Below are 14,932 nucleotides of genomic sequence, written 5' to 3' on the forward strand. Positions count from 1 at the left end.
GGATCGGGTTCGGGGTGGCGGCTGAGCTGCTGCGGCGGGGGGCCAATGTGGTGATCTCCGCGCGGAAGGCGGAGGCGCTGGAAGAGGCCGCGGAGGGCTCGGAAGGCGGTCGAACCGGTTCCACGCCCCCTCAAAGAGATTCGTGACATCTATCGACGATTCATCGCGCAAGTCGCCCTGCGGTCGGTACGTGAAGCGTTCGCGGTCACCTCGCCCGAACTCATCAGCACGGTGGCGTTCATGGGTCGGGTTCGCGGAGTCAACTCGGTGACGGGGCAGCAGATCGAGCCGTATCTGATCAGCATGCGAGCGACCCGGGACCAGTTCACACCGCTGGTACTCGACGAGCCGAAATTCAATCCAATCGACTGCGTACGCAAACACTTCTTCGCGAACGTATCGCCGCACCCGGACGAACTGGTGGCCGTCGATCCGGTGATGACCTTCGATATGGCCGACCCGCGGATCGTCGATCCGATCGACATCCTCTCCGGCATCGACCAGCGCCCGAACCTGTTGGAACTCACTCCGACCGAATTCGAGGCATTCGTTCACAATCTGTTCGCCAAGATGGGGTTCGAGACCAAGCTGTTCTCCTCCAGCGCGGGAGGCGGGGTTGATTGTGTTGCCTACGACACTCGTCCGATGATCGGCGGGAAGTACATCGTGCAGGCGAAACTGTTCACCAAGACAGTCCGGCCGACCCACGTCCGGGACCTGTGGGGGACGGTGGATCACGAGGGCGCGACCAAGGGGATCATGATCACCACCTCCGGTTACGGGCCGGACAGCTACGAGTTCGCCAACGGCAAACGACTCGACCTGATCGATGGCAGTGGACTGCTCGCCCTGTGCCGGGAACACGGCATCCCGGCTCGGATAGTGAATCGTTCGGAGTAGCGGCGTGAATCGGCAGGCTGACCCCCAGGGGCACAGCCGATTTCAGCTGTGCCCCTGGAACCGCGGACTGTCGATCAAGTGGTTAGAGGGAGAGGATCGAGGCGGGGCGGCGGCGCCGGGGGTGCCGTACACCTGTGTAGCTGATCTGCAGCTTGCAGGGGACCTGGCGGTCGTCGGCCAGTCCTTCGTCATCATCCCAGCGATGAGCAAGAACTCGGCTGCAGCGTGCAGCGCGAACGCCTTTCACTATCCGGCGTACGGATCCTCCAGGGTCGTGGGGGTGCCGGCGACTTCCAATACGTCGGTGGGGTAACGCGGTCCGGCAGTATAGAAACGTGCTCGAGTGCGACCGACCGGCTCGAGCACCTCCAGCGCGACAAGGTCGCGCAGATCGCGTTGCGCCTGTTGCAGACTCAACCCTTCGGCTTGCTCATATCGGGTTCGACGGACACGACCGGACATCGCGACATCGTGCAACGCGCTGACAACCCTCTCATCGAGGCGGATACCCGTAACGTACTCCTCGAGCATCGCCCACATGGTGCCGGACCGAACCCAGCGGGCATGTACGGTTTGCGCCTGCTGGTGATAGGCCGTCAAGTTGAATCGGATCCATTCGGACACATCCTGATCCGGCCGGAAGGTGCTACCCCGTCGACCGAGCACCTGGTAGTACTCCCACGTGTTGCCCGGCCGACCGAGCCACGCCTCGATGGACGAGAACTCCGGCGCGAGAACGCCTTCACGGGCGATCATCAATGTTTGCAGCGATCGCGACATTCGGCCGTTGCCGTCGGCCCACGGGTGAATGGACACCAGATGCAGGTGCGCCATCGCCGCACGCACGAGCGGGTGCGTCCCGTCCTCGACATTGAGCCAATCCACAAGCTCTTCCATCAACGTCGGCACCTTGCCGGCGTCGGGGGCGGTGTAGGCAGCGATGCTCGGATCGCGGGCGTCGGTCACATACACCGGGCCGCGACGCCACTGCCCCGCCGGGCGACGCTCGGTGTGCCGGTGCCCTTGCAGCATCCAATGCAGCGCGTTGAGAAAACCCTTGCCATAGCCGAAATCGCCTACGTCATGCAACGTTTGGATGTAAGTCATCATCCGCTCGTAGGCCAGCGTCTCGGCCCTGTTCTCCTCCGAAACCTCGACATCCCGCTCGCCGGCGATCAGATCCTGCACATCAACAGTGGAGACCTTGAACCCTTCGATGGAGTTCGACGCGGCGACAGCGTCCGCAGTAAGAAATTTGCGCAGTCCACCCGCCCATTTGCCGGGCTTGCCCTGAAGTTCGTGACGCAGATCGGCACGCATCCGGTCCACATCGGCGAGGACACGAGCGTCGGCGGCGGTCAATCCAGGCGTCGGGAACAACATGACACCACGATAGTTTGACGCAATCATTACGTCAAACACCGCTGCTGCGCCGAGACGATGAAGAAGGACTCGAGGCATCCACGGCATCTGAACCGGGCCGAAAGTAGCACTCAAAGTGGCACTTCAGCCGTTCGCATCCCAACCGACCGGCTGAAATGCCTGGTCCTGGCTAATCCTTCTTCATCATCTCGTAGATGCGCTTGCAGTCCGGGCAGACCGGGGAGCCGGGCTTGGGGGAACGGGTGACCGGGAAGACCTCGCCGCAGAGGGCTACCACGTGGGTGCCCATGACGGCGGATTCGGCGATCCGGTCCTTCTTGACGTAGTGGAAGACCTTGGGAGTGTCGTTGTCGGTCGACTCGTCGACGGTCTCTTCGGGGCGTACCAGGGTGTCTGCGCTCACCCGTCCATGATGCCAGGGACCGGACGCGGGTTCAGCAGAAGGCCTGGGCGGGGGCGGGCGTGTGCATCCGACGCTGTGTAGTGGAAGACTCGGGGTATGCAGCGTGACGGCGATTCCCAGGCCGACGGCACCAGCGGCGAGGATCGCCCCGACGTCGAATTCCATCCTGCCGGTTCGATACCCATGCCGCCGCGTCCCTCCCCGGGGTACTTTCCGGGCGAGCAGAAGGAGCATCCGGCGCTGATCACCGAGGCCGCGACCTCGCTCGAGCAGCAGCATCGAGACCGGGTGCGCCGCTACATCATGATCATGTCCTTCCGGATCCCCTGCCTGATCGGCGCGGCCATCGCCTACGGCATCTGGCACAACTGGTGGGTGTCGCTGCTGATCATCGGCGTTTCGATTCCGCTGCCGTGGATCGCGGTGCTCGGTGCGAACGACCGCCCGCCCCGCACCAAGGAAGAACCCAGCCGCTGGGACGGGCGGCGCAATCAGAACGCTCTGGAGTCGCGGCCGCACAAGGCCATCGACGGGTAGGTCTCGACAGCTAGGCCGCGGCGGGCTCGACCCTCAACGGGCGGATTCCGGCCGAGAACAGCGCGGCCAGTCCGCACAGGCCGCCGGCGATGAACCACGCCAGCGTGTAGCTGCCCTGCATATCGCGAATCACGCCCGCACCGAACGCGGCCAGCGCCGCGCCGATCTGATGCGAGGCGAAGATCCAACCGAAGGCGACCGCGCTGTCCTCGCCGAAATTCTCCCGGCACAGGGCGACCGTCGGCGGGACGGTGGCGATCCAGTCCAGGCCGTAGAAGATGATGAACGCCCAGGTGGTGGGGTGCACCTCCGGGCCGAGCAGGATCGGCAGCCACAGCAGCGAGGTGCCGCGCAGGGTGTAGTAGCCGACCAGCAGGTAGCGGGAATCGAAGCGATCGGTGAGCCAGCCGGAGGCGATGGTGCCCATGACGTCGAATATGCCGACCGTGGCCAGCAATCCGGCCGCCGTCGTCGCGGGCATGCCGTGATCGTGGGCGGCGCTCACGAAATGGGTGCCGATCAAACCGTTGGTGGATGCCCCGCAGATGGCGAAACCGCCTGCCAGCAGCCAGAACACGGGCTTGCGGACGATCTTCGCGAGCACCGTGAGCGCCCGCGCGGCACCGCCGGGGGCGGACGTGCGCACACCGACCTCGCTGCCGGGTTCGGCACCGTAGGCCCGGACCCCGGCATCGCTGGGGAAGTCGCGAATGAACAGCAGCACGAGCGGAACGACCGCGAGCGCGGCCACCGAGACGACCAGAGACGGTGTGCGCCAGCCGTGATCCTTCGCCAGTTGCGCGATCAGCGGCAGGAAGACCAGCTGGCCGGTCGCGCCCGCGGCGGTGAGCACCCCGGTGACCAGACCCCGCTGCGCGACGAACCAGCGACCGGTGATCGTCGCCACGAACGGCATGGACATCGATCCCACGCCGACCCCGACCAGCACACCCCAGGTCGCCATCAACTGCCACGGCTGCGTCATGAACACGGTCAAGCCGCTGCCCGCCGCGATCAGCACCAGCGCGCACGCCACCACCCGCCGGATGCCGAAGCGATCCATGAGCGCCGCGGCGAACGGTGAGATCAGCCCGTAGAGCAGCACATTCACCGAGACCGCCGCACCGATCGTGCCGTGCGACCAGCCGAACTCGTCATGCAGCGGATCCATCAGCACGCCGGGCACCGACCGGAACCCGGCCGCCCCGATCAATGCCACGAAACTGACCGCCGCCACGATCCATGCCGGATGCAGACCCCGCCGCCCGGTCCCGACAACCGCCTGCGCCTTGCCATTCGCCGACGACACGGCCACGCTCCCTCGCCCCGATCCGTCGTCGATGGCCTGCGCCACCGACCCCAGGGCGTCGATCGCGGACGGATCGGCACCGGCCGTGGGTCGTGCCGCATCCAATGGCGGTGCGCCATGCCCGGATTCGCGGTCGAGATCGTCCTTCAGTTCGCTCACCGCATGAGCGTGACCGAAAAGCTCTTTCCCCACGAGTGGCCTGAATGACACAATGCGTCAAGATTCAGCCATCGCGAGGAGGACAGTCGTGCCGTCACCCCATCTCGTGGCCGTCCTGGTCCTGGCCCCGACCGTCGGCTTCGACATGTCGATCCCGCCGCTGGTGCTCGGCGAGGCCACCGACGACGACGGCAATCCGCTCTACGAGGTCCACACCTGCGGCGTCGACACCGAAGCCGTCCAGGCCACCGCCGGGTACACCGTCATCCCGGAATTCGGGCCGGAGTTGCTGGCCCGCGCCGACACGGTGATCGTGCCGGGCACCCGCATCCACGAACCGCGGCAGGAAGGCAGGCTGCCGCCCGCGGTCGCCGCGGCGCTGGCCACCATCCGCCCGGACGCCCGCATCGTGTCCATCTGCACCGGCGCGTTCGTGCTCGGCGCGGCGGGCCTGCTCGACGGTCGGCGCGCGACCACGCACTGGCACTTCGCGGACCGCTTCCGCGCCCTCTACCCCGAGGTGCTGCTGGACGAGAACCTGCTGTTCGTGCAGGACGGAAACATCTGGAGCTCGGCGGGATTGGCCGCGGGCATCGACCTGTGCCTGCATTTGATCCGCACCGATCACGGCAGCGCCGTCGCCAATCGGGCGGCCCGCTACTGCGTGGTGCCGCCGTGGCGCGAGGGCGGGCAGTCGCAGTTCATCGAACGACAGGTGCCGGAGTCCGGCAGCGACGGCACCGCGCCGACCCGCCGCTGGGCGCTGGCCCATCTGGACCGGGATCTGGATCTCAACTCGCTTGCGGCGCATGCTCATATGAGCGTGCGCACCTTCACCCGCCGGTTCAAGGCCGAGACCGGGATGGCGCCGGGCGCCTGGATCCTGCAACAGCGGGTGCGCCACGCCCGGCATCTGCTCGAGACCACCGATCTGCCGATCGACGAGGTGGCGCGCAGCGCGGGCATGGGCACCTCCGCGTCGCTGCGCCACCACATGCGCCTCGAACTGGGGGTGCCGCCGCTGGCCTACCGCAAGACCTTCCGCAAGCGCGAAACCCTGGAGACAGCATGACGATTCGCTGGGTGTGGGCCTTCCTGGACCGTCCCGCCGCACAATTCGACGCCGCCACCGAATTCTGGACGACCGTCACCGGCACCACCCTCTCGCCCCGACGCGGCGACCACGACGAATTCCTCACGCTGCTCCCGCGATCCGGCGCGGCGACGGTGAAGATGCAGTCCATCGGCGGTCCGGCGCGCGTGCACCTGGACCTGGACGTCGACGACGTCCCCGCGGAAACCGACCGCGCCATCGAGCTCGGGGCCGTCCTCGCCGAGGACAACATCCTCACCGAGCGCATCGGCTACGCGGTGCTGCACTCCCCCGCCGGAATGCCGTTCTGTATCACACCGTTTCACGACTTCGCACCCACGCTCACCCCGACGGTGGCGGGCCCGGCGGGCGACCGCAGCCGCCTCGACCAGATCTGCCTCGACATCGGCGACAGCGACTACGACATCGAATCCCGCTTCTGGACCGACCTCACCGGCTGGGCCTGGCGGCCGAGCACCTTCCCGGAATTCTCGCGCCTGTCGCCCCGCCCGGACATCCCGATCGACTTCCTGTTGCAGCGCCTCGGCGAAAACCGCCCCACCGCAGCGCATCCGGACCTCGCCTGCACCGACATCGACGCCACGGCGGCCTGGCACGAATCACTCGGCGCCCACCGCACCGACCGCGGCAAGACCTGGATCGTCATGGCCGACCCCGCCGGTCAGCCCTACTGCCTCACCAGCCGCAAACCCGCCTGACCGACCCCTGACACGCTGAAACCCCGGACAGCATCCGGGGTTTCAGCGTATTCGGGGGTTCAAACGAACCGACCGCCCAATTCGGGGTTTCAGGGGGCACCCCTGAGAGTCCCGAGAGTTGGTTACTTCCGCTCGGTCTGCGGCTCCCGCCGCGCCTCGCCGGAATTGGCCAGTGCCTCCAGGTCCGCCAGGAACCTGTCGATACTGTCCGCCCGCTGTTGCGGGGAGCCCAGCTGCTCGCGCACCTTCTCCTCGGTGAGCGCCAGCATGGCGGCGGCCAGATCGGCCTCCAGATCGCGAATCATCTGCCTGCGGTACTGCAGGATCTGGTCGCGGCCCTGTTTGCGGACCCGCTCCACCTCGGCCGCGGCGGCCTCCCGCATCTGGTCGATGATGCGATCGGCGTCGGCGCGAGCCTCCTCGCGCATGCGGTCGAGTTCGGCCTGGGCCTCGGCCACGGCATTGTCGTAGGCGGCCTTGGCGAGAATCAGACGGTCGGCGGCCGCCTCGCTCTCCTCGAGCTGCCTGCGAATCTGGCCCTGCGCATTGGCCATCATGCGCTTCACCGGCGGCACAACGTATTTCGCGAAGAACCAGACGATGACCGCGAACCCGAACAGCTGACTGAAGAAGACAGGCCAGTTGAAGGTGATGTTGTAGCCCTCGGCGAGGAGGGCGTGGTTGAGGATCATACGGACCCCCGTCCTCTCTGCTGGCCCGCACTGGTCCGGGCACGATCGTTCCCGCCGAGGACCCGGCCGGCCAGGTCCTGTGCGAGTGGTTCGACGGCTTCGCGTAGTTCGGCGGCCACCTGGTCGGCCTCGGCGCGTAGGTGCGCCGTGGACTCGGCCACGATCTGGTCGGCCTCTTTCTGCGCCTCGCCACGCATCTCCTCGAGAATGGCCCGGCCTTGCGCCCGTGCCTCATTCCGGATCTCGGCCGCTTCGTTGCGGGCCTTCTCGAGTGCGGATTCGTAGCGCGCCTCGGCTTCGGCGAACGTTTCGCTCGCTTCCTTGGCGGTGGCCGTCGTGACCTCGACGCGTGCCTCCCGCTCCGCCAATACTTTTCGTATCGGCGGAACCACGAAGAACCAGATGACCGCGAGCACGATCAGGAAGATCAATAACTCGGCGAAGAAGGTGCCGTTGGGAACCAGGAAGTTCCCCGCGGCCTCCACATCCGTTCTGGGAGACATGATGCCGTCTACTTACCGGGAGTAGCGAATACGAACAGGGCCATGAACGCTAGATTGATGAAGTACGCAGCTTCGACCAGACCGACGGTCAGGAAGAAGTTGACGCGCAGGCGGCCTTCGGCCTCCGGCTGGCGAGTGACGCCGTTGATCAGAGCGGCACCGGCCAAGCCGTCACCGATACCCGCGCCGATGGCACCGCCCGCCAGAATGATGCCGCCGCCGATAAGAGCGCCCTGGACGATACTCGCGGTTGCTGGGTCAGCCATTTTTCACTTCCTTTTACAAAGGGTTGTTGCGCTGAACGACTGAAGTCGCTCAGTGGTGTTCACTCTCCAGCGACATCGACTGGCTGAAGTAGAGGATGGTCAGCAGGGCGAAGATGAATGCCTGAATGGCTCCGACGAACAGGTCGAAGATCTTCCAGACGGCATTCGGACCCCAGCTGATCCAGAACGGGAACAAGGTGATCACCGAAACCATGACGCCGCCCGCGAACATGTTGCCGAAAAGTCGCAGCGAGAGCGACAGCGGTTTGGCGATTTCCTCGACCACATTGATGAAAACCATGGGGCCCCAGCCGGTGTGACCCTTGAGCAACTGCTTGATGTGCCCACCCGGCCCGCGCCGATAAGCACCGGCGGCGTGGTAGAAGAGGAACACGAACAGCGCCAGCGAGAGCGTGAAGTTGAAGTCGGAGGCGGGCGGCGCGATCAATTCGCCCGAACCGTACTGAACGGGCAAGACCGACAACCAGTTCGACAACAGAATGAAGGTGAACAGCGTGACCGCCAGCGGCAGCACGAACGGCGCGATCTTCATGCCGATCGCCGTCTCCACCTGATTGCGCATCTGGACCGTGATGGTCTCGAAGAACAGCTGCACGCCGTTGGGCACCCCGGAGGTGATCTTGGCCCGCAGGAAGAAGGCCAGGCCCAGCACGATCACCGCGGCCACGCTGGTGGACACGATGGTGTCGATGTTGAAGGTCAGGCCCCACAGGGTGGCCTGGGCGTGGTCACCGACGTGAATCTTGGAGTCCCCCGAGGAATCCTCGGCGGCCAGCAGCGTCGGTGCCGACAAATGGGCGAGGGAAGCGACGGGGATGCTCATGATTGCTGTCGAAGCCCTTTCACCTCGGGCAGAGCGGTGTGCAACACCAGGATCAACTGAAAGAGGGCCAGCCCGAAGAAGATTCCGACGCCGTTGGGCCGAGTCAGAAACGCCACCAGAATCGACAATCCGGTCAGAATGAGCAGACGCGATGCGGAGGACAACGCCAGCTTTTGTTTGCTGGGTGTTTCCGCATCGGTGATGCGCACAATCGACATCCACGTGAGCCGGGCATTAACCCAGCCGAGCGTCAAACCGCCGGCGATGAATACGCCGAGCAACAATCGATCAAACGCGCCTGAGACCATCAATGCCAGAACGCCGAAAGCGATTGCAATAGCAGTCGCTCTGCGCATCCGAAGCCTGTTGACGTCCAATACGACACCGCCTTGCCGTCATCCCACCTCGTAGTGGGGCTGTGCATGATCAATAGCATACACAGCCCAACCTCGTTGCGGGCCAGTATTTTTGATCTTCAAATTGTTGATCTTGAAATTCTGAAACGCCTTTCAGCTAACTTTTCGCCATTTTAATCGGACTTTACTGTTGCACAGCCTTTTCCGCTCCGATGCCGGTCAGAGACCGCACTTGCATCTCGGCATACTTGGCATTGTCGCGTTCCTTCGACAAGATCGTTCCCAGCCAGCCCAGAGCGAACGAAACCGGGATGGACACCAGACCCGGGTTCGACAGCGGGAACCAGTGGAAGTCTTGGGATTTGATCATGGCGGTGGGCGCTCCGGAGACCGCCGGGGAGAACACGATCAACACGATCGTGACGGCCAGCCCGCCGTAGATGCTCCACAGCGCGCCCGCGGTGTTGAAGCGCCGCCAGAACAGTGAATACAGAATGGTCGGCAGGTTTGCCGAGGCGGCCACCGCGAACGCCAGCGCCACCAGGAACGCCACGTTCTGGTTCTTAGCCAGAATGCCGCCCACGATCGCCAGCGCCCCGATCACCACCGCGGTGATCCGCGCGACCCGCACCTCACCCTTGCCGTCGGCCTGCCCGCGCTTGAGGACATTGGCATAGACATCGTGCGCGAAGGACGCCGACGCGGTGATCGTCAGCCCTGCCACCACCGCCAGAATCGTCGCGAACGCCACGGCCGCAACGAATCCCAGCAGCACCGGCCCGCCCAGCTCCAGAGCCAGCAGCGGCGCGGCCGCGTTCTCCTTGCCCGGGGCCTTGGCGATCTTCTCCGGCCCGACCAGCGCCGCCGCGCCGTACCCGAGCACCAGCGTGAAGAGATAGAAGACGCCGATCAGCCCGATCGCCCACACCACCGAGCGGCGCGCCTCCTTGGCCGTCGGCACCGTGTAGAACCGCATCAGCACGTGCGGCAGCCCCGCCGTGCCCAGCACGAGAGCCAGTGCCAGGGAAAGGAAGTCGAGCTTGCTGGTGCCGTTCTTGCCGTACTTGAAGCCCGGCTCCAGCAGCTTCGCGCCGGTCTTGCCACCGTGGTGCACCGCGTCGCCCAGCACGCTCGAGACGTTGAAGTCGTAGCGCCCCAGCACCCACACCGTCATGGCCGCGGCCGCCGCGATCAGCAGCACCGCCTTGACGATCTGCACCCAGGTGGTGCCCTTCATGCCGCCCACGAGCACGTAGACGATCATGATCGCGCCGACCACCGCGATCACGAGATTCTGTCCCGCCGAACTGGATACGCCCAGCAGCAGCGAGATCAGCACGCCCGCGCCCGCCATCTGGGCCAGCAGATAGAACAGACTCACCGCCAGGGTGGAGGTGGCCGCCGCCGCCCGCACCGGCCGCTGCCGCATGCGGAAGGCCAGCACGTCGCCGAGGGTGAATTTGCCGGTGTTGCGCAGCAATTCGGCGACCAGCAGCAGCGCTACCAGCCAGGCCACCAGGAATCCGATGGAGTAGAGGAAGCCGTCGTAGCCGTACACCGCGATCGCCCCGGCGATGCCCAGGAAGCTGGCCGCGGAGAGATAGTCGCCGGAGATGGCGATGCCGTTCTGCGGTCCGGAGAAGGCGCGCCCGGCGGCGTAATAGTCGGCGGCCGTGCGGTTGTCGCGACTGGCCCACACCACGATGCCGAGGGTGATGACCACGAAGATCGCGAAGATGGTGATGTTGAGTCCGGGACGGCTGCCCTCGACTCCGGCTGCCAGATAGGCGTTCACCGCTGCTCTCCTTCCAGTTCGGCGCGGATCGCCTCGGCCGCCGGGTCGAGCTTGCGGTCGGCGAACCAGACATAGAGACCGGTGATGACGAAGGTCGAAAGGAACTGCAACAGGCCGAAGATGAGGCCGACGGTGATGTTCCCGCCCACCTTGTGCGACATGAAGCCGTGCGCGTAGTCGGCCAGCAGTACGTACAGCGCGTACCAGGCCAGGAACAGGGCGGTCATGGGGAACACGAAGCGCCGGAAGCGCGAACGCAGACGCTGGAACTCGGGACTGTCGTAGACCTCGGACCAGTCGGGAGACGGTCCGCCGGTGTGGGTTTCAGTTGTCAACTGCGATACCTCCTGGTGATCCAGGTCACACTAGCAATCAATATCGTTGCGAGCGGGGCGAATAACCGCAGGTGAGATCACGAATTCATGGATAAGTGAGCTGAAATTCATGGCTGATCGCCGCCAGCTACCAACCGGTTGCCTTCCCGGAACCGGGGCCGCCGACGGATGCCCATCGGTTGCGGTGGCAGAGTTCGCAGTTATGCCGACGAACCAGACGACCACCTCGTCCCTGCTCGCCGACCTCGCGCCCGACCTCCGCGCGGCGCTGACCCGCGTCCGCTACGACGCGGACACCCTCCTCGAGGCGCTGGGCGACGACGCGCACGCCGCCCTCGGTCGCGGCGAACCCGTCCCCGTCCGACGTGCCGCCGCCGCGCTCGGCGAACTCGGCACGCTGGTGCGCCTGCTGCTGCTCGGCGATCCGGTCACCGAGGCCGAAGCGGCCGCGGCCCTCTCGCCGGTGAGCATCGACCGCGCCGTCGCCGCGGGCCTGCTCGAGCACGACGGCAACGAGATTCGCGCGGCACTGGACCTGCGGCCCCTCGATCTCGGCGAGGGCACCCGCTGGGTGCTCTCGGACCTCGACGACTCCATGCGCCGCCGCGCCCTCGACACCGATCACGTGCTCGGCGTCGGCCAGGCGTCGCTGTCGCTGCTGCGCGCCACCCCGACCGGCAAGACCGGCACCGTACTGGATCTCGGCACCGGCTGCGGCGTGCAAGCCGTGCACGCCGCTTCCTATGGCGGCAAAGTCACCGGCACCGATCTCAACCAACGCGCGATCTGGCTGGCCGAGGCCACCGCGGCGCTCAACGGGCTGGATATCGAACTGCTGGAAGGCTCCTGGTTCGAACCCGTCGCGGGCCGCCGCTTCGACCAGATCGTGGCCAATCCCCCGTTCGTCGTCGGCCCGGCCCGCGTCGAGCACACCTACCGCGACTCCGGCCTGGCCCTCGACGGCGCCAGCGAACTCGTCATCTCCGGCATCCCGGAACTGCTGAACCCCGGCGGTACCGCCGCGCTGCTGGCCTCGTGGGTGCACCTCGAGGGCGAGGACTGGCGCGCCCGCGTCGCGAGCTGGCTGCCCGACCACGGCATCGACGCCTGGATCGTGCAGCGCGACATCGCCGATCCCGCCCTCTATGTCGGAACCTGGCTGCGCGACGCCGGACTCGACCCGCGCGAAGGGGCCGCCCAGGCGCGCGCCGAACGCTGGCTGGACGCCTTCGCCGAATCCGGGGTGGAAGGAATCGGATTCGGATTCGTGTATCTGCGCGCCATCGACGGGCCGACCGAGCTGCTCGCCGAGGACCTCACGCACGGCTTCGACGACCCGCTGGGCGCCGAGGCGCTCGCCTACTTCGAGCGCTCGGCCTGGCTGCGCGCCGCGGCCGCCGACCCGGACCTGATCCTCGACGCCCGCTACGAGGTCGATGCGGCCACCGCCCTCGAGCGCGTCTACCTCCCCGGCGAGGAGGGTTGGGCGCAGCGGGTGGTCCGGCTGCACCGCGGCGACGGCCCGCGCTGGCAGCACGAGGTCGACGACACCACCGCCGCGCTGCTGGCGGGCATGCGGCCCGACGGGCTGCCGCTGCGGGAACTGGTGGAGCTGCTGGCCTTCGGCGAGAGCGGCGAGGCCGCCACCCCGGAATTCGAGAGCGCGGTCATCGGCGTGGTGGCGGGACTGGTCCGCCACGGCCTCGTCCATCCGCGCTGAATCTTGTGGAAATCCGGCGCTGACCGGCGGTGAGGTCCGTCACGATCAGGTGTCGCCGAAGTATCGATGTGGCCCGGTCCGGGAATGCCCGGACCGGGCCGATCGTTTTGATTCGTGCTCGAAGGAAGGCGTCCGCGTAAGGCCCATTCCCGTCCGAATGACACGTAATCGATTGGTACGTCGGATAGTTCGACTCCGACGGTGGCAACTACCCGGACACCGAGACCCGTCCGACGGGAGGCGCGAGTTCCGCAGGATACGCGCTTCTCAGGAACTTCTCAGACGTGCGCCGTAAAAACCGCAGCTCAAGCCCGGTTTACCGGTTGCCACCCGGGGAACTTTCCTGATGTCGGGTCCGTTGAACGGAGCGAGACACCACCGACAGGAGGCAAGTCATGACAAGCCCCGCCACCACTGACGTGCGCACCAGCGAACAAGACCTCGACGCCGCAAGCCCCGCCGCCGACCTGGTACGCGTGTACCTGAACGGGATCGGTAAGACGGCGCTGCTGACGGCGGCCGACGAGGTCGAGCTGGCCAAGCGCATCGAGGCGGGCCTCTATGCACAGCACCTGCTGGAGACGAGCAAACGGTTGTCCGCCGCGAAGAAGAAGGATCTCGCGATCCTGGTTCGCGAAGGTCAGGCCGCTCGCCAGCACCTGCTGGAAGCCAACCTCCGCCTCGTGGTCTCCCTCGCCAAGCGTTACACCGGTCGCGGCATGCCGCTGCTGGACCTCATCCAGGAAGGCAACCTGGGTCTGATCCGCGCGATGGAGAAGTTCGACTACACCAAGGGCTTCAAGTTCTCGACCTACGCCACCTGGTGGATTCGCCAGGCGATCACCCGCGGCATGGCCGATCAGTCCCGCACCATTCGCCTCCCCGTCCATCTGGTCGAGCAGGTGAACAAGCTGGCCCGCATCAAGCGCGAACTGCACCAGCAGCTCGGGCGCGAGGCCACCGACGCGGAACTGTCCAACGAGTCCGGCATTCCGGTCGACAAGATCGCCGATCTGCTCGACCACAGCCGCGACCCGGTATCCCTGGACATGCCGGTCGGCAATGACGAGGAAGCCCCGCTGGGCGACTTCATCGAGGACTCCGAGGCCACCTCCGCCGAGTCCGCGGTCATCGCCGGACTGCTGCACCGGGACGTGCGCACCGTCCTGGCCACCCTCGACGAGCGCGAGCAGCAGGTCATCCGCCTGCGCTATGGCCTCGACGACGGCCAGCCGCGCACCCTCGACCAGATCGGCAAGCTCTTCGGCCTCTCGCGCGAGCGGGTCCGCCAGATCGAGCGCGAGGTCATGTCGAAGCTGCGCAAGGGCGAGCGCGCCGACCGCCTGCGGGCTTACGCAAGCTAGTTCGCACCCGGGTGGAGCCGAAACCCCCTGCACGGCTCCACCCCCACTCGTCGGGTCATCTTCGAGGCGCTGACCCGATCCACGCCGACCGGCTCCGCCCGAACGTCCCCCTCCGGGTTCGCGAGTCGGTCGGCGTTTTCGTGCGCGAATGATCTTCGCGCGCCGGACAATAGCCGGCAGCGGTGAATAGGGCTGTATGTCCGGCTTTGTGAGTGCTTCGACCGCACCGACACGCGGTAGCGAGTCAGGTTGCGGGCCAGTCGCTCCCGAGGGTGGAAGTCTGGCGACCGTGACCGATTCGCTGACGATGATTGCCATCGACACCCTGTCGACGCTGGTGAACTCCTACGCCAGCGAGATCACCGGCGAATCGCTACCCCCGGTCAGCTGGATGTGGGACTGCCGCGCCCGCCTCGACGCCACCGGCGCCGACGCCGAGTTCTGCGGCACCGTGCACCCGGATCTCGCTGCCGCCGAATCCAATACGCAACTGCTCACCTGGGCCCGCGCGCTGCGCCTCACCGACGCCACCGAGGAACGCGACGCCTCCGCCG

The 14,932-nt window shown here is 66.2% G+C and carries 17 protein-coding genes and 1 pseudogene; 8 read left to right on the plus strand and 10 right to left on the minus strand.

What is annotated here, in order from left to right; all coding sequences use genetic code 11:
* Positions 1-2: 2 nt before the first annotated feature.
* Positions 3-92, plus strand: a pseudogene (locus tag ACWELQ_RS17305) (3-oxoacyl-ACP reductase); the annotation flags it as partial.
* Positions 93-240: 148 nt separating this feature from the next.
* The gene (locus tag ACWELQ_RS17310) at positions 241-900 is read left to right on the plus strand and encodes a restriction endonuclease (protein WP_452398048.1); all 660 of its coding nucleotides are present in this window, start codon (positions 241-243) and stop codon (positions 898-900) included.
* A 246-nt stretch (positions 901-1,146) separates the two neighbouring features.
* On the opposite strand, the gene ACWELQ_RS17315 is transcribed toward ACWELQ_RS17310, so the two are convergent.
* Together ACWELQ_RS17315 and ACWELQ_RS17320 are read right to left on the minus strand one after the other, a co-directional pair.
* On the minus strand, positions 1,147-2,283 hold the full coding sequence (locus ACWELQ_RS17315; RefSeq protein ID WP_452398049.1) for a Fic family protein: 1,137 nt from the start codon (positions 2,281-2,283) through the stop codon (positions 1,147-1,149).
* Between the two features lie 169 nt (positions 2,284-2,452).
* Positions 2,453-2,686, minus strand: a complete 234-nt coding sequence (locus ACWELQ_RS17320) for a DUF3039 domain-containing protein (protein WP_452398050.1) — start codon at positions 2,684-2,686, stop codon at positions 2,453-2,455.
* Between the two features lie 183 nt (positions 2,687-2,869).
* On the opposite strand from ACWELQ_RS17320, the gene ACWELQ_RS17325 reads away from it, so the two are divergent.
* On the plus strand, positions 2,870-3,223 hold the full coding sequence (locus ACWELQ_RS17325; protein WP_452398062.1) for a DUF3099 domain-containing protein: 354 nt from the start codon (positions 2,870-2,872) through the stop codon (positions 3,221-3,223).
* 10 nt (positions 3,224-3,233) lie between these two features.
* Here the strand turns inward: ACWELQ_RS17325 and ACWELQ_RS17330 are convergent, their stop codons facing one another.
* Positions 3,234-4,532 (minus strand): MFS transporter, encoded by a 1,299-nt coding sequence (locus tag ACWELQ_RS17330; RefSeq protein WP_452398063.1) that lies wholly within the window; start codon positions 4,530-4,532, stop codon positions 3,234-3,236.
* A gap of 211 nt (positions 4,533-4,743) precedes the next feature.
* On the opposite strand from ACWELQ_RS17330, the gene ACWELQ_RS17335 reads away from it, so the two are divergent.
* Positions 4,744-5,763, plus strand: coding sequence for a GlxA family transcriptional regulator (locus ACWELQ_RS17335; RefSeq protein ID WP_452398051.1), 1,020 nt, complete (start codon positions 4,744-4,746; stop codon positions 5,761-5,763).
* Positions 5,760-6,503: a VOC family protein gene (locus tag ACWELQ_RS17340; protein ID WP_452398052.1), complete on the plus strand. Its 744-nt coding sequence runs from the start codon at positions 5,760-5,762 to the stop codon at positions 6,501-6,503. The genes ACWELQ_RS17335 and ACWELQ_RS17340 overlap by 4 nt, the downstream gene beginning before the upstream one ends.
* A 122-nt stretch (positions 6,504-6,625) precedes the next feature.
* On the opposite strand, the gene ACWELQ_RS17345 is transcribed toward ACWELQ_RS17340, so the two are convergent.
* From ACWELQ_RS17345 to ACWELQ_RS17375, 7 genes are all read right to left on the minus strand, one after another.
* The gene (locus ACWELQ_RS17345; protein ID WP_452398053.1) at positions 6,626-7,195 is read right to left on the minus strand and encodes a F0F1 ATP synthase subunit B family protein; all 570 of its coding nucleotides are present in this window, start codon (positions 7,193-7,195) and stop codon (positions 6,626-6,628) included.
* On the minus strand, positions 7,192-7,698 hold the full coding sequence (locus tag ACWELQ_RS17350; protein ID WP_452398054.1) for a F0F1 ATP synthase subunit B: 507 nt from the start codon (positions 7,696-7,698) through the stop codon (positions 7,192-7,194). The genes ACWELQ_RS17345 and ACWELQ_RS17350 overlap by 4 nt, the downstream gene beginning before the upstream one ends.
* Positions 7,699-7,706: 8 nt before the next feature.
* The gene (locus tag ACWELQ_RS17355) at positions 7,707-7,964 is read right to left on the minus strand and encodes a F0F1 ATP synthase subunit C (RefSeq protein WP_040810042.1); all 258 of its coding nucleotides are present in this window, start codon (positions 7,962-7,964) and stop codon (positions 7,707-7,709) included.
* A 49-nt stretch (positions 7,965-8,013) separates the two neighbouring features.
* Positions 8,014-8,808 (minus strand): F0F1 ATP synthase subunit A, encoded by a 795-nt coding sequence (atpB, locus tag ACWELQ_RS17360; protein ID WP_452398055.1) that lies wholly within the window; start codon positions 8,806-8,808, stop codon positions 8,014-8,016.
* Positions 8,805-9,185 (minus strand): hypothetical protein, encoded by a 381-nt coding sequence (locus ACWELQ_RS17365; RefSeq protein WP_452398056.1) that lies wholly within the window; start codon positions 9,183-9,185, stop codon positions 8,805-8,807. Before ACWELQ_RS17365 ends, atpB begins: the two co-directional genes overlap by 4 nt.
* 163 nt (positions 9,186-9,348) lie before the next feature.
* Positions 9,349-10,959 carry a solute symporter family protein gene (locus tag ACWELQ_RS17370; protein ID WP_452398057.1) on the minus strand — a complete coding sequence of 537 codons (1,611 nt, stop codon included), beginning with the start codon at positions 10,957-10,959 and terminating at the stop codon, positions 9,349-9,351.
* Positions 10,956-11,294: a DUF485 domain-containing protein gene (locus ACWELQ_RS17375; protein WP_452398058.1), complete on the minus strand. Its 339-nt coding sequence runs from the start codon at positions 11,292-11,294 to the stop codon at positions 10,956-10,958. Before ACWELQ_RS17375 ends, ACWELQ_RS17370 begins: the two co-directional genes overlap by 4 nt.
* A 202-nt stretch (positions 11,295-11,496) precedes the next feature.
* Here ACWELQ_RS17375 and ACWELQ_RS17380 point away from each other — a divergent pair, with 202 nt between their 5' ends.
* The 3 genes from ACWELQ_RS17380 to ACWELQ_RS17390 all read left to right on the plus strand — a co-directional run.
* On the plus strand, positions 11,497-13,014 hold the full coding sequence (locus tag ACWELQ_RS17380; protein WP_452398059.1) for a DUF7782 domain-containing protein: 1,518 nt from the start codon (positions 11,497-11,499) through the stop codon (positions 13,012-13,014).
* Between the two features lie 395 nt (positions 13,015-13,409).
* Positions 13,410-14,378: a sigma-70 family RNA polymerase sigma factor gene (locus ACWELQ_RS17385; protein WP_452398060.1), complete on the plus strand. Its 969-nt coding sequence runs from the start codon at positions 13,410-13,412 to the stop codon at positions 14,376-14,378.
* Between the two features lie 289 nt (positions 14,379-14,667).
* On the plus strand, positions 14,668-14,932 hold a 265-nt coding region (locus ACWELQ_RS17390; protein WP_452398061.1), incomplete at its 3' end, for a hypothetical protein.

It is taken from the genome of Nocardia sp. NPDC004722, assembly GCF_053601505.1.